Source organism: Roseateles sp. P5_D6 (assembly GCF_054049415.1).
The window spans coordinates 167,541-188,911 of sequence record NZ_JBFUMK010000011.1 but is presented as its reverse complement, the minus strand read 5'-3'; the positions used below and the strand labels follow the sequence as shown (position 1 = coordinate 188,911).

General features: G+C 66.7%; 18 protein-coding genes and 1 pseudogene. 10 read left to right on the top strand and 9 right to left on the bottom strand.

Annotation, left to right across the window (positions count from 1 at the left end; translation table 11 throughout):
- Positions 1-3 precede the first annotated feature (3 nt).
- Genes rfbA through ACXJKM_RS16680 form a run of 7 tightly spaced genes read right to left on the bottom strand, consistent with a single transcriptional unit; the run spans position 4 to position 7,912 of the window.
- Positions 4-888: a glucose-1-phosphate thymidylyltransferase RfbA gene (gene rfbA, locus ACXJKM_RS16710; protein ID WP_457353803.1), complete on the bottom strand. Its 885-nt coding sequence runs from the start codon at positions 886-888 to the stop codon at positions 4-6.
- An 8-nt stretch (positions 889-896) separates the two neighbouring features.
- Positions 897-1,778 (bottom strand): dTDP-4-dehydrorhamnose reductase, encoded by an 882-nt coding sequence (rfbD, locus tag ACXJKM_RS16705; RefSeq protein ID WP_457353801.1) that lies wholly within the window; start codon positions 1,776-1,778, stop codon positions 897-899.
- Between the two features lie 4 nt (positions 1,779-1,782).
- Positions 1,783-2,838 carry a dTDP-glucose 4,6-dehydratase gene (rfbB, locus tag ACXJKM_RS16700; protein WP_457323100.1) on the bottom strand — a complete coding sequence of 352 codons (1,056 nt, stop codon included), beginning with the start codon at positions 2,836-2,838 and terminating at the stop codon, positions 1,783-1,785.
- Positions 2,835-4,268, bottom strand: a complete 1,434-nt coding sequence (locus ACXJKM_RS16695) for a mannose-1-phosphate guanylyltransferase/mannose-6-phosphate isomerase (RefSeq protein ID WP_235532102.1) — start codon at positions 4,266-4,268, stop codon at positions 2,835-2,837. Before ACXJKM_RS16695 ends, rfbB begins: the two co-directional genes overlap by 4 nt.
- A complete protein-coding gene (gene galE / locus ACXJKM_RS16690) occupies positions 4,265-5,284 on the bottom strand; it encodes a UDP-glucose 4-epimerase GalE (protein WP_457353799.1) in 1,020 nt (339 codons plus the stop codon). Before galE ends, ACXJKM_RS16695 begins: the two co-directional genes overlap by 4 nt.
- Positions 5,284-6,543 (bottom strand): hypothetical protein, encoded by a 1,260-nt coding sequence (locus ACXJKM_RS16685; protein ID WP_457353797.1) that lies wholly within the window; start codon positions 6,541-6,543, stop codon positions 5,284-5,286. Before ACXJKM_RS16685 ends, galE begins: the two co-directional genes overlap by 1 nt.
- Positions 6,524-7,912: an undecaprenyl-phosphate glucose phosphotransferase gene (locus ACXJKM_RS16680; protein ID WP_157282104.1), complete on the bottom strand. Its 1,389-nt coding sequence runs from the start codon at positions 7,910-7,912 to the stop codon at positions 6,524-6,526. The genes ACXJKM_RS16685 and ACXJKM_RS16680 overlap by 20 nt, the downstream gene beginning before the upstream one ends.
- A gap of 133 nt (positions 7,913-8,045) precedes the next feature.
- Between ACXJKM_RS16680 and ACXJKM_RS16675 the strand changes: the two genes are divergently transcribed.
- The 10 genes and pseudogenes from ACXJKM_RS16675 to clsB all read left to right on the top strand — a co-directional run bounded on the left by ACXJKM_RS16675 (position 8,046) and on the right by clsB (position 18,184).
- Positions 8,046-8,600 (top strand): hypothetical protein, encoded by a 555-nt coding sequence (locus ACXJKM_RS16675; RefSeq protein ID WP_056204072.1) that lies wholly within the window; start codon positions 8,046-8,048, stop codon positions 8,598-8,600.
- Positions 8,597-10,060: pseudogene (gene ubiB, locus ACXJKM_RS16670) on the top strand (ubiquinone biosynthesis regulatory protein kinase UbiB); the annotation flags it as partial. The gene ACXJKM_RS16675 and the pseudogene ubiB, both read left to right, overlap by 4 nt.
- A gap of 159 nt (positions 10,061-10,219) precedes the next feature.
- Positions 10,220-11,683: a sodium:solute symporter family protein gene (locus ACXJKM_RS16665; RefSeq protein ID WP_056204064.1), complete on the top strand. Its 1,464-nt coding sequence runs from the start codon at positions 10,220-10,222 to the stop codon at positions 11,681-11,683.
- A 46-nt stretch (positions 11,684-11,729) separates the two neighbouring features.
- Positions 11,730-12,035 (top strand): FmdB family zinc ribbon protein, encoded by a 306-nt coding sequence (locus tag ACXJKM_RS16660; protein WP_056204061.1) that lies wholly within the window; start codon positions 11,730-11,732, stop codon positions 12,033-12,035.
- Positions 12,036-12,047: 12 nt separating this feature from the next.
- Positions 12,048-12,728, top strand: a complete 681-nt coding sequence (locus tag ACXJKM_RS16655; protein WP_056204058.1) for a DUF502 domain-containing protein — start codon at positions 12,048-12,050, stop codon at positions 12,726-12,728.
- Between the two features lie 87 nt (positions 12,729-12,815).
- A complete protein-coding gene (aspS, locus tag ACXJKM_RS16650) occupies positions 12,816-14,609 on the top strand; it encodes an aspartate--tRNA ligase (RefSeq protein WP_056204055.1) in 1,794 nt (597 codons plus the stop codon).
- Between the two features lie 144 nt (positions 14,610-14,753).
- Complete coding sequence (locus tag ACXJKM_RS16645) at positions 14,754-15,548, top strand: CsgG/HfaB family protein (protein WP_457321859.1); 795 nt, start codon at positions 14,754-14,756, stop codon at positions 15,546-15,548.
- 35 nt (positions 15,549-15,583) lie between these two features.
- Positions 15,584-16,054, top strand: coding sequence for a dihydroneopterin triphosphate diphosphatase (gene nudB / locus ACXJKM_RS16640; RefSeq protein WP_457321861.1), 471 nt, complete (start codon positions 15,584-15,586; stop codon positions 16,052-16,054).
- Positions 16,055-16,133: 79 nt separating this feature from the next.
- Positions 16,134-16,925 carry an endonuclease/exonuclease/phosphatase family protein gene (locus ACXJKM_RS16635; protein WP_056204046.1) on the top strand — a complete coding sequence of 264 codons (792 nt, stop codon included), beginning with the start codon at positions 16,134-16,136 and terminating at the stop codon, positions 16,923-16,925.
- Positions 16,922-18,184 (top strand): cardiolipin synthase ClsB, encoded by a 1,263-nt coding sequence (clsB, locus tag ACXJKM_RS16630; RefSeq protein WP_056204043.1) that lies wholly within the window; start codon positions 16,922-16,924, stop codon positions 18,182-18,184. Before ACXJKM_RS16635 ends, clsB begins: the two co-directional genes overlap by 4 nt.
- On the opposite strand, the gene hutH is transcribed toward clsB, so the two are convergent.
- Together hutH and hutU are read right to left on the bottom strand one after the other, a co-directional pair.
- Complete coding sequence (gene hutH, locus ACXJKM_RS16625; protein ID WP_457353795.1) at positions 18,178-19,683, bottom strand: histidine ammonia-lyase; 1,506 nt, start codon at positions 19,681-19,683, stop codon at positions 18,178-18,180. The two genes, clsB and hutH, sit on opposite strands and share 7 nt — an antisense overlap.
- 8 nt (positions 19,684-19,691) lie before the next feature.
- Positions 19,692-21,368 (bottom strand): urocanate hydratase, encoded by a 1,677-nt coding sequence (gene hutU, locus ACXJKM_RS16620; protein WP_457353793.1) that lies wholly within the window; start codon positions 21,366-21,368, stop codon positions 19,692-19,694.
- Positions 21,369-21,371 lie beyond the last annotated feature (3 nt).

Sequence of the window (21,371 nt, the reverse complement as noted above, 5' to 3'; positions counted from 1 at the left end):
TGTTCAGAAGGCCTTGTCGGTCAGCAGCTTGAGCAGGTATTGGCCGTAGCCATTCTTGGCAAGGGGCTTGGCGAGGGTTTCAAGCTGTGCAGCATCGATCCAGCCTGCACGGTAGGCGATCTCTTCCGGGCAGGCCACCTTCAGCCCCTGGCGCTTTTCCAGCGTGGCAATGAACTGGCCCGCTTCGAGCAGGCTGTCGTGGGTGCCGGTGTCCAGCCATGCATAGCCACGGCCCATGATCTCGACATTGAGCTGGCCCTGGCGCAGGTATTGGGCATTGACGTCGGTGATCTCGAGTTCACCGCGGGCGCTGGGCTTGATGGCTGCCGCGATGTCGCAGACCTGCTCGTCGTAGAAATACAGGCCCGTCACCGCGTAGTTGCTCTTCGGGCTCTTCGGCTTCTCTTCGATGGACAGCGCACGTTGCTGGGCATCAAAGTCGACCACGCCGTAGCGTTCGGGGTCGGTCACGTGATAGGCGAAGACGCTGGCGCCGCCGTCGCGACCCGTGGCGCTGCCCAGCAGGCCGGCGAAGTCATGGCCATAGAAGATGTTGTCCCCCAGCACGAGGGCGCTCGGCGAGCCATTGACGAATTCGCGGCCGAGGATGAAGGCCTGTGCCAGGCCGTCAGGGCTAGGCTGCACGCAGTAGCTGATGTTCAGGCCCCAGCGCGAACCGTCACCAAGCAGGGCTTCGAAGCGAGGCGTGTCCTGTGGCGTGCTGATGAGCAGGATGTCGCGGATGCCCGCGAGCATCAGCGTGCTCAGCGGGTAATAGACCATGGGCTTGTCGTAGACCGGCAGCAGTTGCTTGCTCATGGCCAGCGTGGCCGGGTGCAGCCGCGTGCCGGAGCCGCCAGCGAGGATGATGCCCTTGCGGTTATTCATCGGAGCCCTTAAAGAATTTCGTTCAGCATGCGTTCCACGCCTTGCTGCCAAGGCGGCAGGACGAGGCCGAAGCACTGCTGCAGCTTGGCCGTGGCCAGGCGCGAGTTCAGCGGGCGCTTCGCGGGTGTGGGGTAGTCGCTTGTCGGGATGGCGAGGATCTGGTCCGGCGCGACCTTGATGACCTTGCCCTGTGCACGTGCGAACTCGATGACAAAGCGGGCGTACTCGTGCCAGCTCGTCTCGCCGCCAGCGACCGCGTGATAGGTGCCGGTCAGCGCAGGGTTCACGCGCGCGGCGCGCAGCATGTGGACGGTCAGGTCGGCCAGCAGGTCGGCGCCTGTTGGCGCGCCGATCTGGTCGGCGATGACCTTGAGCTGCTCGCGTTCGGCGGCGAGGCGCAGCATGGTCTTTGCGAAGTTGCCGCCGCGGGCGCCATAAACCCAGCTGGTGCGCAGGATCAGATGCTGGCAGCCGCTGGCGCGGATGGCGTCCTCGCCTTCGGCCTTGGTTGCTCCGTAGACGCTGAGCGCCCCGACGGGGGCTTCCTCATCGCGAGCATGGCTGCCGCTGCCATCGAAGACATAGTCCGTCGAGTAGTGCACCAGCAAAGCGCCGGTACGCTTGGCCTCGATGGCCAGCAGGGCAGGGGCGGTGGCGTTGATCTTGCGTGCGAGCTCGGGCTCGCTCTCGGCCTTGTCGACGGCGGTATGCGCAGCGGCATTGACGATGACGTGGGGGGCAATGTCTCTGACGCGGGCAAGCAGCGTTTCGGGCTGGGTGAAGTCCGCGCCGTCGTCATGGTCCATTGCGATGACTTCGCCTGCCACAGCCAGTGAGCGTTGCAGTTCCCAGCCGACCTGGCCACCCTTGCCGAGAAGAAGAATCTTCATGGCTTCAGCTGTATTGCTTGGCAACCCAGTCCCGGTAGGCGCCGCTTTGCACGCGGGCGGCCCAGTCTGGATGGTCCAGATACCACTGCACCGTCTTGCGGATGCCGGTCTCGAAGGTTTCTGCCGGGCGCCAGCCCAGCTCGCGCTCGATCTTGCGTGCGTCGATGGCGTAGCGGCGGTCGTGGCCGGGGCGGTCCTTCACATAGGTGATGAGGCGCTCGTAGGGGCCGTCCGCCGAGGGTTTGAGTTCGTCGAGCAAGGCGCACACCGTCTTGACGATGTCGATGTTGGCCTTCTCGTTCCAGCCGCCGATGTTGTAGGTCTCACCCAGCTTGCCGCCGGCCAGCACGGCACGGATGCCGCTGCAGTGATCGGTGACGTAAAGCCAGTCGCGGATCTGTTGGCCGTCGCCATAGACGGGCAGGGGTTTGCCTGCCAGCGCATTGACGATCAGCAGCGGAATCAGCTTCTCCGGGAAGTGATAGGGCCCATAGTTGTTCGAGCAGTTGGTGGTGACGACCGGCAGGCCGTAGGTGTGGTGCCAGGCGCGCACGAGGTGGTCGCTGGCCGCCTTGCTGGCCGAATACGGGCTGTTGGGCTCGTAGGCGTTGGTTTCGGCGAAGGGCGGATCCGAGGCTTTCAGCGAGCCATAGACTTCGTCGGTCGACACGTGGTGGAAGCGAAAGCCTTGTTTGGCTTCGCCTTCAAGGCCGCCCCAATAAGTGCGTGCCGCTTCCAGCAGCGTGAACGTGCCCTCGACATTCGTCTTCATGAATGCGCCGGGGCCGTGGATGGAGCGGTCTACATGGCTCTCAGCCGCGAAGTGGACGATGGCGCGGGGGCGGTGCTTGGCCAGCAAGCTGTCGATCAGGCCGCGGTCGCAGATGTCGCCCTTGACGAAGACGTGACGCGCGTCACCGTCCAGCGAGGCCAGGTTCTCGAGGTTGCCAGCGTAGGTCAACGCATCGAGATTGACGACGGGCTCGTCGCTCTCACGCAGCCAGTCCAGCACGAAGTTGCTGCCGATGAAGCCGGCGCCGCCGGTGACGAGGATGGTCATGTTCTGCCGTAGGTGTCTTCGAAGCGGACGATGTCGTCCTCGCCGAGATAGGAGCCAGACTGCACTTCGATGATCTCCAGCGGCACCTTGCCCGGGTTGGCCAGGCGATGCGTCTGACCCAGCGGGATGTAGGTGGACTGGTTCTCGGTCAGCAGGATGGTCTTGTCGCCGTTGACGATCTCGGCCGTGCCGCTCACGACGATCCAGTGCTCCGCGCGATGGTGGTGCATCTGCAGGCTCAGGGAGGCACCCGGCTTGACCATGATGCGCTTGACCTGGAAGCGCTCGCCCGAGTCGATGCTGTCATACCAGCCCCAGGGGCGGTGCACCTTGCGGTGCAGGGCATGCTCGCCGCGTTGCTCGGCGCCCAGGCGGTTGACGATCTGCTTGACCTCCTGGCTGCGCGACCGGTCGCTGACCAGCACGGCATCGGCCGTCTCGACGACGATGATGTCCGTCAGGCCGACGACGCCGACCAAGCGGCTGGTGGCGTGCACCAAGGTGTTCTTGCTGTCGGCGATCAAGGCGTCGCCGACGAAGGCGTTGCCGTCGGCATCCTTCTCGGAGACCTGCCAGACCGCTTCCCAGGCGCCGAGGTCGTTCCAGCCGGCATCCAGCGCGACCATGCGCAAGGGGATGTCCGTCCCGGGGCAGCGCTCCATGACGGCGTAGTCGACCGATTCGCTGGGCACGGCGGCAAACTCGGCCTTGCCGGGGCGCACAAACTTGGCGTCGGTCTTGCGCGCATCCCAGGCAGCGCGCGTGGCAGCGGCGATGTCGGGGCGGAATCGTTCCAGCGCCTTCATCCAGACGCTGGCACGCAGCACGAACATGCCGCTGTTCCAGTAGTAGTCGCCTTCGGCCAGATAGCGCTGGGCGGTCTCCAGGTTGGGCTTCTCGACGAACTGTGCGACCACCAGGCCCGCGGCGTCGCCCGAGGTGCGGATATAGCCATACCCTGTTTCGGGCCGGTCTGGCGTGATGCCCAGGATGGCGATGGCACCTTCGGCCGCGATGCGGACCGCGTCCTGCAATGCCGCGGTGAAGGCTGCCGGGTTGGTAACGGTCTGGTCGGCCGGCGTGACGACGAGAACGGGGTCTTTGCCGCCCTCGAGTGCGGCCAATGCGGCCAGCGTCAGCGCCGGGGCAGTGTTGCGGCCCAGCGGTTCCAGCAGCACGCTGCTGGGCTCCTGCCGGGTCTCGCGCAATTGATCCAGTACGAGGAAGCGGTGCTCCTCATTGCCGACGATGCAGGGACCGGCGAGCTCGAACTCGGGCGAGGCCAGCGCGGCCAGGCGGCGCGCGGCGAGCTGGAACAGGCTCTCGTTGCCGGACAGCACGAGGAATTGCTTGGGGTAGCCGCTGCGCGACAGGGGCCAGAGCCGGGTGCCGGAGCCGCCGGCCATGATGACGGGTTGAACGTGGGTCATGCGGGATTGAAACCGTGAGGGTTGAGTCGTTGCCAGCGCCAACTGTCTTGGCACATGCGGGCGAGATCGAGCTTGGCCTCCCAGCCAAGCAACTCGCGCGCCAGGGCCGGGTCGGCCCAGCAGGCTGCGATGTCGCCAGGGCGGCGCGGGACGATTTCGTAGGGCACGCTGCGGCCGCTGGCGGCTTCGTAGGCGCGCACCAGGTCGAGCACGCTGTAGCCCTGGCCGGTGCCGAGATTGACGGTCAACGAGCCGGTATTGGCCAGCAGCCAGCGCAGTGCAGCGACGTGCCCTTCGGCCAGGTCGCTGACATGGATGTAGTCGCGCACGCCAGTGCCGTCGGGCGTTGCGTAGTCATTGCCGAAGACGGCCAGCTTGGTGCGCCGGCCCACCGCCACCTGGGCGACATAGGGCATCAGGTTGTTGGGCGTGCCGCGCGGGTCTTCACCGATGCGGCCGCTCTCGTGGGCGCCGACTGGGTTGAAGTAGCGCAGGCAGGCGGTCTGCCAGGCTGGATCGGCGATGCCGAGGTCGTGCAGGATCTGCTCGCCCATCAGCTTGGTCGCGCCGTAGGGGTTGGTCGAGGAGGTCGGTGCGTCCTCGCGCAGGGGCAGTTTGTCCGGAGCGCCGTAGACGGTGGCGCTGGAGCTGAACACCATGCGCGTGCAACCGTGGCGCTTCATGGCCTCGCAGGTGTTGACCAGCCCACCGACGTTGTTGCGGTAGTAGGCCAGAGGCTGGCCGACCGATTCACCCACGGCCTTGTAGGCGGCGAAGTGAACGACGGCGGCCGGCTTGTAGCTGCCGAAGACTTCGTCCATTGCCGCGGCGTCGCAGACGTCGGCACGTTCGAACTCGATGGGGGTGCTGGCCAGTTCCGCCAGCCTTTCCAGCACGACGGGCGAGCTGTTGGAAAAGTTGTCCACGCCGACGACGCGATAGCCCGCCTGCTGGAGAGCCAGCCAAGTGTGCGACGCGATGTAGCCTGTCGCACCCGTGAGCAGGATGGTGGTCATCAGAAGAAGATGGCTTGACCCGTGCAGCCGTAGCTGCTGGCGGTGTACACGTACTGGGCAATGCTGCTGCTGCGGCTGGCACGGTCGTACTGGCAGCCCAGGCTGAGGCCGCGTGTGAACGCCCAGCGCATGCTCAGGTTGTACGTCTTGAAGTCGTCCAGCGCATCGGCAACGGCGGCACCTGCCGTGCTGGTGCGTGTGGCGCGGTTCCGGCTCGCCTTGGCGCTGAGACTGACCTTGCCTGTCACGGCGTAGGTGCCGCCCAGCTGATAGGTGGTGTAGACCCGGTTCAGGTCAGCCGTCTGGACGACACTTTCCTGCCCGGTGTCCCGCGCATATTGCAGGTTCAATTGCAACTTGGCTGTGGGCTGCCAGTTCCAGCCGATGGCACCGGTGGTGCCGCTGAAATCGCGTAACCGGTCATCGAGGCTGTTTTTTGACTTGCTGCGGCTGATGCGCGTGTTTAGCGTGCTGCGGCCGCCGGTGCTCCACTTGGTGGTGAAGTCGAAGTCGTCCCGGGTGTAGTCATTAGGTACCGAGACGACGACAACCTGCGCCGTCTGCGGGTCAACGGCAAGGCCAATGGGATAGTGCGGGTTTTTGCCCTTGGTGCGTCGCCCCACCAGGCCCAGCCTGACATTGCCGCCGGGCGTGGCATAGATGCCGAGGGAACCCGTGTTCTGCTCGAAGTCGAAACGGTCGTACTCCGAGGCGCTGAAGTCCCGGCGGCGGTGCGTCCAACTACTTTCCAGCGTATACCGCGTCAGTACGCCAAGGCGGACCAAGGCCTGGTATTCGTCCTCGCGTTCGATGTTCTTCTTGAGGATGGGATCGACGCCGCTACCGATGTTGAAGTCAGCGAGGGATCGGTCCGATTTGGCGCTCAGCACTCCCGACAGATTACCCACCGTCTGCCAATTGAGCGCACTGCGCAAGGTGTAGGAGCGATTGTTGAGCTCGCTAATCGTTGAATAGCGGTTGCTCTGCAGCGAGCCGTCCACCGTCAGATGCTGACGACCGAGCTTCGTGTCGATGCCGCCCAGAACCCCGGCGCTGGTCACTGTGTCATCGTTGGCGGCGCTTGACTGTCGGTACACATTGGAGACATGAGCAACACCTAACGACGCACCGACATAAAAGGGCGTCGTGTCATCGGTCTGAGCGTGCGCGGACTGGACCGCTGAAAGCGCGGCGATCAGCAGCGCAAGCCGGGTCCAACGGTGGCAATGGCGAGCAGGCTTAATAGGCATGGCGATCAAACACCACCAGCCTCACGGTCCGCAAGATGATCTGCAGATCCAGGGCCAGTGACCAGTTGCGCAGGTATTCCAAATCGTATTCGACGCGTGCCACCATCTTGTCGATGGTGTCGGTCTCGCCACGCAAGCCATTCACCTGGGCCCAGCCGGTGATGCCCGGCTTGACCTTGTGGCGCACCATGTAGGCCTTGATGATCTTGCGGTATTCCTCGTTGTGGGCCACGGCGTGCGGGCGCGGCCCGACGATGCTCATGCGGCCCTGCAACACGTTGATGAATTGAGGCAGTTCGTCCAGTGAAGTGCGACGGATGAAGGCGCCAAAGGGCGTGATGCGCGCGTCGCCCTTCGTTGCCTGTTTGACTACAGGGCCGTTGTCCTGTGTCCGCATGGAGCGGAACTTGTAGACGATGATCTCCTCGCCATCCAGGCCGTTGCGCTTCTGCCTGAAGATGACAGGGCCCGGTGAGCTGAGCTTCACGCCAATGGCCAGGGCAAGCAGGATGGGCGAGATGAGGATCAGGATCAATGTGGCCAGCACGACGTCGCTGACGCGCTTGATCAGCTGGTTGGTGCCGGTGAAGGGCGTCTCGCAGATGCCGACCACCGGCACGCCCGAGATGTCCTGCAGGCGGCCCTGGATGATGCTGATGCCGAACACGTCGGGCACGAAGAACAGCGAGGCCGTCGTGCCCTGCACCTGTTCCAGCAACTCGACGATGCGAGGCTGCGACCCCAGGGGCAGGGTGATGTAGACCTCGCGCACGCCCTTGTCGCGCACGAACTCGCTGAGCTGGGGCAGGGTGCCCAGGATGGAGGCGCCGGCTTCCGGGTGCAGGCGCTCAGGCGCACGGTCGTCGAAATAGCCCAGGCAGACGACGCCCTGAGAGTCGCGCAGCGCTCGCGCCACCTTGTGGCCCAGCACGCCCGCGCCGACGACGACCGCCGTACGGCGCGCGCCTGGGTCGCGTGCCCGCCATTGCTGGATGCGCCGGCCCGTCTCGATGGCGGCGATCTGGACGGCAGGTGTGATGACGGCCCACCACAGCAGCACCTCGTCCTCGAAATAGTGCAGGCTGTTGGTGGCGTAGCCGCACAGCAGCAGGATGCCCAGCAGCACCAGCCAGGAGGACAGCACGTCCACAAGGGCGCTGGCCGGGTGGTCGCTGAAGCGGTTGCGACCCGGGAAGGTGAGGGCGAAGACGAGCAGGCACAGCGTCAGGGTGGGGCGCAGCACCGGCTCGTCGAAGTGACCGTTCACGACAAGAAAGGTCAGAACGATGATGCCGGGCTCCAGGAAAGCGGCGATCAGGGATTCGACCGACTGCGGTGCGCTGTAGAACGTCCTCTTGTAGCTGCGGTCCTCAAACATCTTGGTGGGTTTGGTAGTCCTCGAGTCAGGGTGTACCCGAGGCTGAAAAAGGATCAGGGATTCTCTACCAACAAATTTGACGGCCGAACCGTCGGCGTCCCCTGTTCATGGTCCGCTGCCTACAATCTTGTATATGTCTGCTTCCTGGCCCCTGCCGCCCCTGCCTCCGCTGCCGTCCATCACGCCCTTGCTGATGCCGGCCCTGCAGGATCGCCTTGTTTTGCTGATCAACCATGTCGTGTCGCGGGAGCCCATCGCGGCGCAACGCCTGCGGCCGCTGGCTGGGCGTGGGCTCGTCGTCCACCTGGCAGGCTGGCCTAGCCTGCTGCCGGCGGCGCCTGATTTGATACTCGGTGTCACACCAGCGGGTCTTTTTGAACGCCTGGACGCCGCCCCGGCAGGCGCCGGCGGCCTGCGCATCGAGATCGATGCATCCAACCCCGCCAAGCTGGCTCTGGGTGCATTCACGGGAGAGGCGCCCACCGTCAGCGTGCAGGGCGATGCCGCTTTCGCTGGCGAGATGCACTGGTTGATGGACAACCTGCGCTGGGACATCGAGGACGATCTGGCCGGCATCGTCGGGCCGCTGCCCGCCCGCCAGCTCGCCCAGTTCGGCCGCACCTTGCGGCGCACGTTGTCGGGCATGGCCGCGCGTTTTGCGACGACGACGTCCGGTAGCGGCGCATGAGGTTTGTCTCGCGGCTGCTGGTCATTCTGTGGACGGTCTGGCGCTTCGGTCTCGATGATCTGGCCTTGTCGGGCCTGCGTCGCAAGCGCTTCAGGCTGCTGCGTCGCCTGACCCGGCTGGGCCGGCGCTGGCAGCAGCCGCGAGGCGTGCGCCTGCGGCTGGCGCTGGAGCACCTCGGCCCCATCTTCGTCAAGTTCGGCCAGGTGCTGTCGACGCGGCGCGACCTGCTGCCGCTCGATGTCGCGCTGGAGCTGGCCAAGCTGCAGGACCGCGTGCCGCCCTTCCCGGCGGCGCTGTCGCGTGAAATCGTCGAGCGCGCCTTCGGCCGGCCGCTGGAGGAACTGTTCGCCACCTTCGACGCCGAGCCAGTGGCCAGCGCCAGCATCGCCCAAGTGCATTTCGCGACGCTGAAGGACGGCCGCGAGGTCGCCGTCAAGGTGCTGCGCCCCGGCATGCTGGACATCATCGACGACGACCTGTCGCTGATGCGCCAGCTGGCCGTCTGGATCGAGCGCTTCTCCGCCGATGGCCGGCGCCTGAAACCGCGCGAGGTGGTTGCCGAGTTCGACACCTATCTGCACGACGAGCTGGACTTGGTGCGCGAGGCCGCCAATGCCGCCCAGCTGCGCCGCAACATGGCCGAGCTGGATCTGATCATGGTGCCCGAGATGCACTGGGACCTGTGCAGCTCCGAGGTCATCGTCATGGAGCGCATGAAGGGCGTGCCGATCTCGCACCGCCCGGCGCTGGAGGCGGCCGGCATCGACATCCCCAAGCTGGCCCGCGACGGCGTGACCATCTTCTTCACCCAGGTGTTCCGCGACGGCTTCTTTCACGCCGACATGCACCCGGGCAACATCCAGGTGAGCCTGGCGCCCGAGACCTTCGGCCGCTACGTCGCGCTGGACTTCGGCATCATGGGCACGTTGACCGAGGTGGACAAGGACTACCTCGCCCAGAACTTCATCGCCTTCTTCCAGCGCGACTACAAGCGCGTGGCCGAGCTGCACATCGCCTCGGGTTGGGTGCCGCCCGAGACCCGCGTCGATGCGCTCGAAAGCGCGGTCCGGGCGGTTTGCGAGCCTCATTTCGACCGGCCGCTGAAGGACATTTCGTTGGGCCAGGTGCTGATGCGGCTGTTCCAGACCTCGCGCCGCTTCAACGTCGAGATCCAGCCCCAGCTGGTGTTGCTGCAGAAGACGCTGTTGAACGTTGAGGGCCTGGGCCGCCAGCTCGATCCCGAACTCGACCTCTGGGCCACGGCCAAGCCCTTCCTGGAGCGCTGGATGAACGAGCAGGTCGGCTGGCCGGCGTTCAACAAGCAGTTGATGAAGGAGGCGCCGCGCTTCGCACAGCTCATCCCCGAGCTGCCGCGCCTGCTGCACGACGCCCTCAAGAGCCAGGCCCGGCGTGCCGACGACGCCGAGACCCGCGCTCTCGTGCGCGAGCTGCGGCGCACCAACCGGCTGCTTTCCGGTTTGCTCTGGGGCGCCGCGGGCTTTGCCATCGGCGTCGCCGTGGCCTGGCTGACCGTGCGCTTTCTGGACATCAGCCCCTAGCAAGGCTCGCCAGCCGCGCCCTCATAATCCGCGCCAAATTTTTCGGCCCTTATTGCGCTCATGAACACCACGCTCATCGTTTTCGTCGTGCTCTACCTGCTCGGCACGCTGGGCATCGGTGTCTGGGCCGGCACGCGGATCAAGAACACCAGCGACTTCGCCGTCGCCGGGCGCAGCCTGCCGCTGATCATGGTCGTCACGACGACCTTCGCAACCTGGTTCGGCGCCGAAACCGTCATGGGCCTGCCGGCCAAGTTCGTGCAGGGCGGCCTGGGCGCTGTTGTTGAGGACCCCTTCGGCGCCGGTTTCTGCCTGGTGCTGGTGGGTGCCTTCTTCGCCGCGCGGCTGTACCGGATGAACCTGCTGACCATCGGCGACTTCTACCGCCAGCGCTTCGGCAAGGGCGTCGAGGTGTTCTGCTCGCTGGCCATCATCCTCAGCTACCTCGGCTGGGTGGCGGCCCAGGTCACGGCCCTGGGGCTGGTGTTCAACATCCTGACCGACGGCGCCATGAGCCCGCAGACCGGCATGGTCGTCGGCCTGCTGGCGGTGCTGGTCTACGTCGTCATCGGCGGCTTCCTGGCCGTGGCCTGGACGGACTTCATCCAGATGATCGTGCTGGTCATTGGCCTGAGTGTCATCGCGGTGTTTGCCTCGGACCTGGCCGGCGGCGCAGACAAGGTGCTGGCCCTGGCCAAGAGCCGCGACCTGGGCCGCTTCCTGCCCAACCCGACCTTCACCGAGATGGCCATGTTCCTCGGCTCGGGCCTGACCATGATGCTGGGCTCCATCCCGCAGCAGGACGTGTTCCAGCGCGTCATGTCCGCCAAGGACGCCAAGACGGCACAGCGCGGCGCCATGATCGGCGGCTTCAGCTACATCGCCTTTGCCTTCGTGCCCATGTTCATCGTGCTGGCCGCCGTGGCCGTCATGGGCGACAAGGCGCTGGAGCTGGCCCAGAACGACTACCAGCGCGTGCTGCCCAGCTTCGTCATGGGCCACATGCCGCTGTTCATGCAGATCCTGTTCTTCGGTGCGCTGTTGTCGGCCATCAAGAGCACCTCGTCAGCCACGCTGCTGGCGCCGACGACCAGCTTTGTCGAGAACATCCTCAAGCAGATCCGCCCCGGCATGAGCGACAAGCAGTCTCTCGTGGCGATGCGCGTCACGCTCGTCATCTTCGCCTTCGCCGTGCTGGCCTACGCCATCGCGCTGCAAGGCACATCCATCTACGACCTCGTCAGCGCCGCCTACCAGGTCACCCTGGTCGCCGCCTTCGTGCCGCTGGTCTTTGGTCTGTACTGGAGCCGCTCGACCACCCAGGGCGCCGTGTTCTCGATCTTTGCCGGCATCGCCGTCTGGGTGGCCTTTTTCCCGCAGGTGACGACCTGGGGCGAGCTCTTCCCGGGGCAACTGGCCGGCCTGCTGGCGGCGCTGGCGGGCATGGTGGTCGGCTCGCTGATGCCCCAGGTGCTGACCGACCGTCGCGAGCACGTCAGCCACCATCTCCAGCCTCATCCCTGAGCGTGTCCCTTAAAATGTCGGGCTTTGCGTCTCTTCGAGCCCGACCATGCCAATCTACGCCTATCGCTGCAGCGCCTGTGGTCACGCCAAGGATGTGCTGCAAAAGCTGTCCGACGCGCCGCTGACCACCTGCCCCGCCTGCGCGGCGCAGAGCTTTTCCAAGCAGGTCACCGCAGCTGGTTTCCAGCTGAAGGGCTCGGGTTGGTATGCAACCGACTTCAAGGGTGGCTCGACCGCCGCCCCCGCGGCCCCGGCCGCCAGCGATGCTGCCAAGCCCGAAGCCGCCAAGGCTGAAGCATCCGCATCGCCGTCTTCCTCCACCTCCTGCGGCGGCTCCTGCGCCTGCCACTGACCGAAAAGCTTCGTGGGCGCTTCCTTACGCAAATACCTCGTTGCCGGCCTGCTGGTCTGGCTGCCGCTGGCCATCACCATCTGGGTGCTGGCCCAGGTGCTGGACGTCGTCAACGGCGTCTTCGGGTCCATGCTGGCCGCGCTGGCCCTGATCATGCCGGCCTCGCTGCGCGAGGCCATCCTGGAGCTGCGCCATGTGCCCGGCCTGGGGCTGGTGATCCTGGTCGGTGGCCTGCTGGCCACCGGCGTCCTCGTTGCCAACATCTTCGGCCAATGGCTGCTGACGCAATGGGACCGGCTGATGTCCCACATCCCCATCGTCAAGAGCATCTACAGCTCGGTCAAGCAGGTGTCGGACACGCTGTTCTCCAGCAGCGGCAACGCCTTTCGCGAAGCCGTCCTCGTGCAGTACCCGCGTGCCGGTAGCTGGACCATCGCCTTCGTGACCGGCACGCCCAGCGGCGAGGTGGCCTGCCATCTGGAGGACGAGCACGTCAGCATCTACGTGCCAACCACGCCCAACCCGACCTCGGGCTTCTTCCTCATCGTGCCCAGGTCGGACGTGAAGCCCCTGCACATGACGGTGGACGAGGCGCTGAAATACATCATCTCCATGGGCACCGTGGCGCCGCTGCCCCATCCCGTGGACCTCGGCGCCATCGCCGACGAGGCGGCGCGAAACCAGCCGGGTTGAACGCCCCGGCAGGCGTTCAATCCTGAGAGCCGAGCGAGCTCGCCAGCGCCCCAAGAACACTCCCTGAAAAGAATTCGGAGAAATCCCATGCGTACCTGCTATGCCGGCCAAGTCAGCGAAAAGCTGCTCGACCAGACCGTGACCCTGATGGGCTGGGCCCATCGCCGCCGTGACCATGGCGGCGTCATCTTCATCGACCTGCGCGACCGCGAAGGGCTGGTCCAGATCGTCTGCGACCCCGACCGCGCCGACAGCTTCAAGATTGCCGAGGACGTCCGCAGCGAGTTCTGCCTCAAGATCGTCGGCAAGGTGCGCGCCCGCCCGGCCGGCACCGAGAACGCCAACCTCGTCAGCGGCAAGATCGAAGTGCTCTGCCACGAGATCGAGGTGCTGAACCCGTCGGTGCCCATCCCCTTCCAGATCGACGAGGACAACCTCAGCGAGACGACCCGCCTCACGCACCGCGTGCTGGACCTGCGCCGCCCCTACATGCAGAACAACCTGATGCTGCGCTACCGCGTCGCGATGGAAGTCCGCAAGTTCCTGGACGAGCACGGCTTCGTCGACATCGAGACGCCGATGCTGACCAAGAGCACCCCGGAAGGTGCGCGCGATTACCTCGTGCCCAGCCGCGTGCATGACGGCCACTTCTTCGCGCTGCCGCAGTCGCCGCAGCTGTTCAAGCAGCTGCTGATGGTGTCGGGGTTCGACCGCTACTACCAGATCACCAAGTGCTTCCGTGACGAGGACCTGCGCGCCGACCGCCAGCCCGAGTTCACGCAGATCGATATCGAGACCTCCTTCCTGACCGAGGAAGAGATCCGCTCGATGTTCGAGGGCATGATCCGCCACGTCTTCCGCAAGAACCTCAACGTCGAGCTGGGTGACTACCCGGTCATGAAGTACGCGGAAGCCATGCACCGCTTCGGCTCCGACAAGCCCGACCTGCGCGTCAAGCTCGAGTTCACCGAGCTGACCGACGCCATGACGACGGTGGACTTCAAGGTGTTCAGCGGCCCGGCCACCACGCCGGGCGGCCGCGTCGTCGCGCTGCGCGTGCCCAAGGGCGCGTCCATGAGCCGCGGCGAGATCGACGCCTACACCGAGTTCGTCAAGATCTACGGCGCCAAGGGCCTGGCCTGGGTCAAGGTCAACGAAGTGGCCAAGGGCCGCGAAGGCCTGCAGTCGCCCATCGTCAAGAACCTGCACGACGAAGCCGTCGCCGAGATCCTGAAGCGCACCGGCGCCCAGGACGGCGACCTGCTGTTCTTCGGTGCGGACAAGGCCAAGGTCGTCAACGACGCCATCGGCGCGCTGCGCCTGAAGGTCGGCCACAGCGAGTTCGGCAAGGCCAATGGCCTGTTCAACGACGTCTGGGCGCCGCTGTGGGTCGTCGACTTCCCGATGTTCGAGCACGATGAGGAGAACAACCGCTGGGCGGCCGTTCACCACCCGTTCACGGCACCCAAGGACGGCCACGAGGACCTGATGACGTCGGACCCGGGCAAGTGCATCGCCAAGGCCTACGACATGGTGCTCAACGGCTGGGAGCTGGGCGGCGGCTCGGTGCGTATCCACCGTGCCGAGGTGCAGGCCAAGGTCTTCGAGGCGCTCAACATCAGCGCGGAAGACCAGCGCATCAAGTTCGGTTTCCTGCTGGACGCGCTGCAGTACGGTGCGCCCCCGCACGGCGGCCTGGCTTTCGGCCTGGACCGCATCGTCACGATGATGACCAAGGCCGAGTCCATCCGCGACGTCATCGCCTTCCCCAAGACCCAGCGCGCCCAGTGCCTGCTGACCGGCGCGCCGTCGCTGGTGGACGAAAAGCAGCTGCGCGAGCTGCACATCCGCCTGCGCAATTCGGCGGCTGCGGCGCAGTAAGCCCGCACGGCTCCGGCACCAAAAGCCTCGCGGTCGCGAGGCTTTTTTTCTTGATGGCGCCCCCGCAGGCCCGGGGGAGAGGGCGTCCGGCCGTCCCGCTTTCCTGGGACGGGTCGGCGTGAGGGGCAAGGCAGACTCCCGCCGATGAACATCCGTCCCTTGCTCGCTCTTCCCGTTGTCGCGCTGCTGCTCGTCGGCTGCGGCAAATCGTCCACCACGCTGGGCGATGGCGGCTCCGTCATCAGCGGCTCGGCCGGGCCGGCCGGTGCGCACAAGGCCAGCCGCGAGCTGGTCAAGTGCGATGCACCGGTGGCGACGCTGGCCCTGGTCGAGAACCCCAACGGCTATGCCTACTCCAGCAGCTACCAGCTGCCGTCCAGTCCCGTGCCCCTGGTTCGCCTGCTGGCCCAGCAGAGCGGCTGCTTCCGGGTTGTCGACCGCGCCGCCGGCCTCAAGGCGACGGTGCGCGAGCAGGAACTCAAGGAAGCCGGCATCCTGCGCCAGCAGGGCAACACGGTGAGCAAGGGCAAGGGCTACGAGGCCCAGTACAGCCTGACACCCAGCCTCACCTTCAGCGAGCAGGACGCGGGCCGCCAGATCGGCGGCATCCTGCAGGCCATTCCCTATCTGAACAAGCTCGTCGGCGCGGCCGAGCAGGTCAAGCTCAAGCAGGCCCAGGCAGCCCTGCTGCTGACCGATAACGAGACGACCGAGCAGGTCGCTGCGTCCACCGGTTCGGTCGAGGTGGCCGACCTGGGCGTCGGCGGCGCCGTGCTGGGCAAGCTCGGTGGCGCGGCCGGCGCGGGCTGGAGCAATTCCAACGAAGGCAAGGTCATCGCTGCGGCCTTCCTGGACGCCCACAACCAGCTCGTCGCCCAGGTGCGCGAGCTGCAGGCCAAGGAGCTGCCGCCCGAGGTGGCGCGGCGCAAGAAGACCTGATTCTTCATGGGCTTGGCCGGCGCTATGCTGGCCGCATGCCCCCGGCCAAGCCCTTCAAGATCCCCGAGTCCGTCCTCGTCGTCATCCACACGCCGGACCTGCAGGTTCTGCTCATCGAGCGCGCTGACCATCCCGGCTACTGGCAGAGCGTCACGGGCTCCAAGGACACTCCCGACGAGGCGCCCGCGGAGACCGCACGCCGAGAGGTGCTGGAGGAAACGGGCTTCGACATCGCCGCATTGGGCGGTGAGCTGCGCGACTGGCATCTCGCCAATGTTTACGAGATTTACCCTCACTGGCGCCATCGCTACGCCCCGGGCGTCACGCGCAATACCGAACACGTCTTCGGCCTACAACTGCCTGAGGCGTTGACGCCGGTACTGGCTCCGCGCGAGCATCTATCGTGGCTCTGGCTACCCTGGCATGAGGCTGCCGACCGCTGCTTCTCACCATCCAACGCCGAAGCCGTGCTGCAACTGCCCCGCTTCAGCGCCGCAATCTTATGAAGCCCCCACGCTCACTCCGTTCGCTGCCCCCCGAGGGGGCGCTCAGCGGCTTCGGGCGGCCGCACGCCGCTGAGATGCCATGAGATCCGTCGCCCGCCCCACCCCCCATCCGCCCGGCGAAGTGCTGCGTGTGGCCACCTACAACATCCACAAGGGCGTGCGCGGCCTCGGGCCGGCAAAGCGCCTGGAGATCCACAACCTGCAGATGGGTGTGGAGGCCATGGACGCCGACCTCGTCTGCCTGCAGGAGGTGCGTCTCTTCCATCACCGCGAAGCCGCCTACTTCGACCGCACCTGGTTCGGCTGGCCCGAGAAGGGCCAGGCCGAGTTCCTCGCCCCCGAAGGCTATGAGGTGGCCTACCGTACCAATGCAACGACCAAGTTCGGCGAGCATGGCAACGCGCTGCTGTCGCGCTGGCCCATGGGCGACATCGGCCACCACGACGTGTCGGACCACTCCCTGGAGCAACGCGGCCTGCTGCATGTGCCGGTGCACTGGCATGGCACGGTCGTGCACGTCGTCGTCGCGCATTTCGGGTTGATTCATTCCAGCCGCATGCGCCAGGTTGACCGCCTCGCCAGCTTTGTGCGCGACAACGTGCCCGAGGGCGCGCCGTTCCTTGTTGCCGGCGACTACAACGACTGGGGTGAGCGTCTGGACACGCCCATGCGTGCCCACGGCCTGCGTCGCGCGACGGCACCGCACGGGCGGACTCGGGCCCCCACCTTTCCATCGCGCCTGCCCGTGTTCGCGCTGGACCGCGTCTACATGCGTGGCCTGCGCTGCACCGGCGTTCAGGTGCCGCGCGGCCCGAGCTGGTCGCGCATGTCAGACCACCTGCCGCTGATCGTGGAGCTGGCCCTCGAATGAGGCGCCTGGGGTCGAGGCGGCGCCGACGCCACCAGGCCGCCGACCCCGGCTTCGTTGGCGGCAATGAGGTCGAACTGCTGCGCGGCGGCGAGCAGCTTTTCCCGCGCATGCATGCAGCCATCCACGGCGCGAGCCGCGAGGTCTGGCTGGCGACCTATATCTTTCATCACGACGCCACCTCGCTGGCCCTGGCCGATGCCTTGATTGCGGCGGATCAGCGTGGCGTGCGCGTGCGCCTCGTCGTCGATGGCTTCGGCAGCAACGCCAGCATCAGGACGCTGCGCGAGCGCTTTGCCGGCAGCGGCGTGGCCCTGGCGGTGTTCCGGCCCATGGATCGCTGGTGGCGCTGGTTCCAGCCGGGCCAGTTGCGCCGCCTGCACCAGAAGCTTTGCGTTGTCGATGGCGAGCAGGCCTTCGTCGGCGGCATCAACGTCATCGATGATCGCCTGGACATGCACCATGGCGTCACCGAGCTGCCGCGGCTGGACTTCGCCGTGCAGGTGAGTGGCGGCCTCGTTGACCTGGTCGCGCAGAGCGTGCGTTCGATCTGGTCACGCGCCTGGCTGGGCCGGGAGTTCGACGATGCGCTTATCGACTACGTGCCGTTGCGGCGCCGTTTCGGCCTCTGGGTGACTCAGCTCTGGCGTGGGCCGCAGCGGCTGGGCGAGCCGGTGTCGCATCTGCAACCGGTCCGCGCCGCCTTCGTGCTGCGCGACAACCTGCGGCGGCGCCGCACCATCGAGCATGCCTATGCCGATGCCATCACCGACGCCCGCGAGAGCGTCGACGTGGTCTGCCCTTATTTCTATCCCGGTCAACGCATTCGCCATGCCCTGCGCCGCGCCGCCGACCGCGGCGTGTGCGTGCGCCTGCTCCTGCAAGGCAAGCTGGATTACCGGATCGCGGGCTGGGCTGCCGAAGCGCTGTATGCGGACCTGCTCGGCCATGGCGTCGAGATCTACGAGTACACGCCAGCCTTCCTGCATGCCAAGGTCGCCGTCGTCGACGGCCAGTGGGCCACGGTCGGCAGCTCCAACATCGACCCGCTGTCACTGCTGGTCAACCTGGAGGCCAACGTCGTCGTGCAGGACGCCGGCTTCGCGGTTCAACTCGCCAGCGAGATCGAGGCCGCCATCGCGGTCTCGCAGCGCGTCGGCGAGCGTGCCGGTACCGGCCTGCGCGCCTTGCTGCACAAGGCCGTCGTCGTGTGGTTTGCCTACGTGTTCTTGCGCGTCGCAGGCGCGGCGGGGCGCTACTGAGCGAAACCCGGCGCGTGCTCGGCCTTGAGCGCTCCGGCCTGCACCAATGCGGCCGCGCGCTCGATGTCCGGCGCAAGGTAGTGATCGGCCGGGCTGCTGGCGCAGTCGGCGCGCAGCCGCGTGTGCAGGGCCTCCACCGGCGCCGAACTCTGCAGCGGACGCAGGAAGTCGATGCCCTGGGCCGCCGCCAGCAGCTCAATGGCAACGATGTGGGCCGTGTTGTCGATCATGGCGTGCAGGCGGCGCGCGGCAAAGGTGGCCATCGACACGTGATCCTCCTGGTTGGCGCTGGTCGGCAGGCTGTCCACGCTGGCCGGGTGGGCCAGGCTCTTGTTCTCGCTGGCCAGGGCCGCGGCCGTCACGTGGGCGATCATGAAGCCGCTGTGCAGGCCGGCGTCGGCCGTCAGGAAGGGCGGCAGGCGCGAGATGGCCGGGTCGATCAGCATGGCGATGCGGCGCTCGGCGATGGCGCCCACCTCGGCGATGGCCAGGGCCAGGTTGTCGGCCGCGAAGGCCACCGGCTCGGCGTGGAAGTTGCCGCCCGAGATCATCACGTCGTCGAACACCAGCGGGTTGTCGGTGACGGCATTGGCCTCGCGCACCAGCACGCCGGCGGTGTGGCGGGCCTGGTCCAGGCAGGCGCCCATGACCTGAGGCTGGCAGCGCAGGCAATACGGGTCCTGCACGCGCTCGTCGCCCTCGCGGTGCGACTGGCGGATGGCGCTGCCGGCGAGCAGCTCGCGGTAGACGCCGGCGACCTCGATCTGGCCCGGCTGGCCGCGCACCTCGTGGATGCGGGCGTCGAAGGGGCCGTCACTGCCGCGTGCCGCGTCCAGCGTCATCGCGCCGCTGGCCAGGGCCGTGGCGAACAGGCCCTCGAAGCGCAGCAGCGCGTGCAGGGCCAGGGCCGTGCTGGCCTGCGTGCCGTTGATGAGGGCTAGGCCCTCCTTGGCGGCCAACGTCAGTGGTCGCAGCTCCAGGCGGGCCAGTTCGTCGCGCGCCGGAATGCGTTTGCCGGCCACCAGCGCCTCGCCTTCTCCCATCAGCGCGAGTGTGAGGTGAGCCAGTGGCGCCAGGTCTCCACTGGCGCCCACCGATCCCTGGCAGGGCACATAGGGGACGAAGCCGGCGCTGAGCGCATCCAGTAGGGCTTGCACGACCTCGCGGCGTACGCCGGAGAAGCCCCGCGCCAGGCTGCCAGCCTTGGTCGCCAGCATCAGGCGTACAACCTCGGGCGACATCGGCGCGCCGACGCCCACCGCATGGCTGCGGATCAGGTTGAGCTGCAGTGCCGCGAGCTGGTCCTTGGCAATGCGCGTGCTGGCGAGCTTGCCGAAGCCGGTGTTGACGCCGTAGACGGGCGCATCGCCCGCGGCGGCGGCAGCGACCAGGGCGGCGCTCTTGTCGACGGCACGCCAGTCGTCGAGCTGCAGCGCAGCGCGGCCGGCGGCGATGTCGGCGAGTTGATCGAGCGTCAGTTGTCCGGGGATGAGTTTCATAGAAGACTTCACAGGGAAGGCAGGTTCAGTTCGTTCTTCTTCGCGCAGTCGACGGCGGTGTCGTAGCCCGCGTCGGCGTGGCGCATGACGCCGGTGGCCGGGTCGTTCCACAGCACGCGCGAAATGCGCTTCGCGGCCGCGTCGGTGCCATCGCAGACGATGACGACGCCGGAATGCTGCGAGTAGCCCATGCCCACGCCGCCACCGTGGTGCAGCGACACCCAGGTGGCGCCGCCAGCCGTGTTCAGCAGTGCGTTCAGCAACGGCCAGTCGGATACGGCGTCTGAGCCGTCCTTCATGCCTTCGGTCTCGCGGTTGGGGCTGGCGACGGAGCCGCTGTCCAGGTGGTCGCGGCCGATGACGATGGGTGCCTTCAGCTCGCCGCTCTTGACCATCTCGTTGAAGGCCAGGCCCGCGAGGTGGCGCTCGCCCAGCCCCAACCAGCAGATGCGCGCGGGCAGACCCTGGAAGGCGATGCGCTCGGCGGCCATGTCCAGCCAGCGGTGCAGGGCTTCATGCTGGGGAAACAACTCCTTCAGCTTGGCGTCGGTCTTGCGAATGTCCTCGGGGTCGCCCGACAGCGCCACCCAGCGGAACGGGCCTTTGCCCTCGCAAAACAGCGGCCGCACATAGGCGGGCACGAAGCCGGGGAAGTCGAAGGCGTTGGCCACGCCCTGGTCCAGCGCGACCTRGCGGATGTTGTTGCCGTAGTCCACCGTCGGGATGCCCAGTTGCTGGAAGGCCAGCATGCCCTTCACATGGTCGGCGCAGCTCTTGGCGGCGGCCGCCTTCAGCTCGGCGTGCTGGGCCGGGTCGGCTGCTGCGGCCTTCCACTGCTCCACGCTCCAGCCGGCCGGCAGATAGCCGTGGATGAKGTCGTGSGCCGAGGTCTGGTCGGTGACGAGATCGGGCCTGATGGCCGTGCCCTGCTTGCAGCGCTCGGCAAGCTGCGGGATCAGCCGCGCCGCGTTGCCCAGCAGCGCGATGGACTTGGCCTCGCCGGCGGCCGTGTACTTGGCGATGCGGTCCAGCGCGTCGTCCAGATCGAAGGCCTGCTCGTCGACATAACGGGTCTTCAGGCGGAAGTCGATGCGCGACTGCTGGCATTCGATGTTCAGCGAGCAGAAGCCCGCGAAGGTGGCGGCCAGCGGCTGGGCGCCGCCCATGCCGCCCAGGCCCGCGGTCAGCACCCAGCGGCCCTTGGCCACGCCGCCGTAATGCTGGCGGGCGGCCTCGGCGAAGGTCTCGTAGGTGCCCTGCACGATGCCCTGGCTGCCGATGTAGATCCAGCTGCCAGCCGTCATCTGGCCGTACATCATCAGGCCCTTGCGATCCAGCTCGTGGAAGTGCTCCCACGTGGCCCAGGCCGGTACGAGGTTGGAGTTGGCCAGCAGCACCCGCGGCGCGTCCGGGTGGGTGCGGAACACGCCGACCGGCTTGCCGGACTGGATCAGCAGCGTCTCGTCGTCGTTGAGTTCGCGCAGCGACTTGCAGATCGCGTCGAACGCCTCCCAGTTGCGCGCCGCCTTGCCGATGCCGCCGTAGACCACCAGCGCGTCCGGGTTCTCGGCCACGGCGGGGTCGAGGTTGTTTTGCAGCATGCGGTAGGCAGCCTCGGTCAGCCAGCTCTTGCAGCTGAGCTGGGTGCCGGTGGGCGCTTTGACAGGGCGGGGCAGGGCTGACATCGG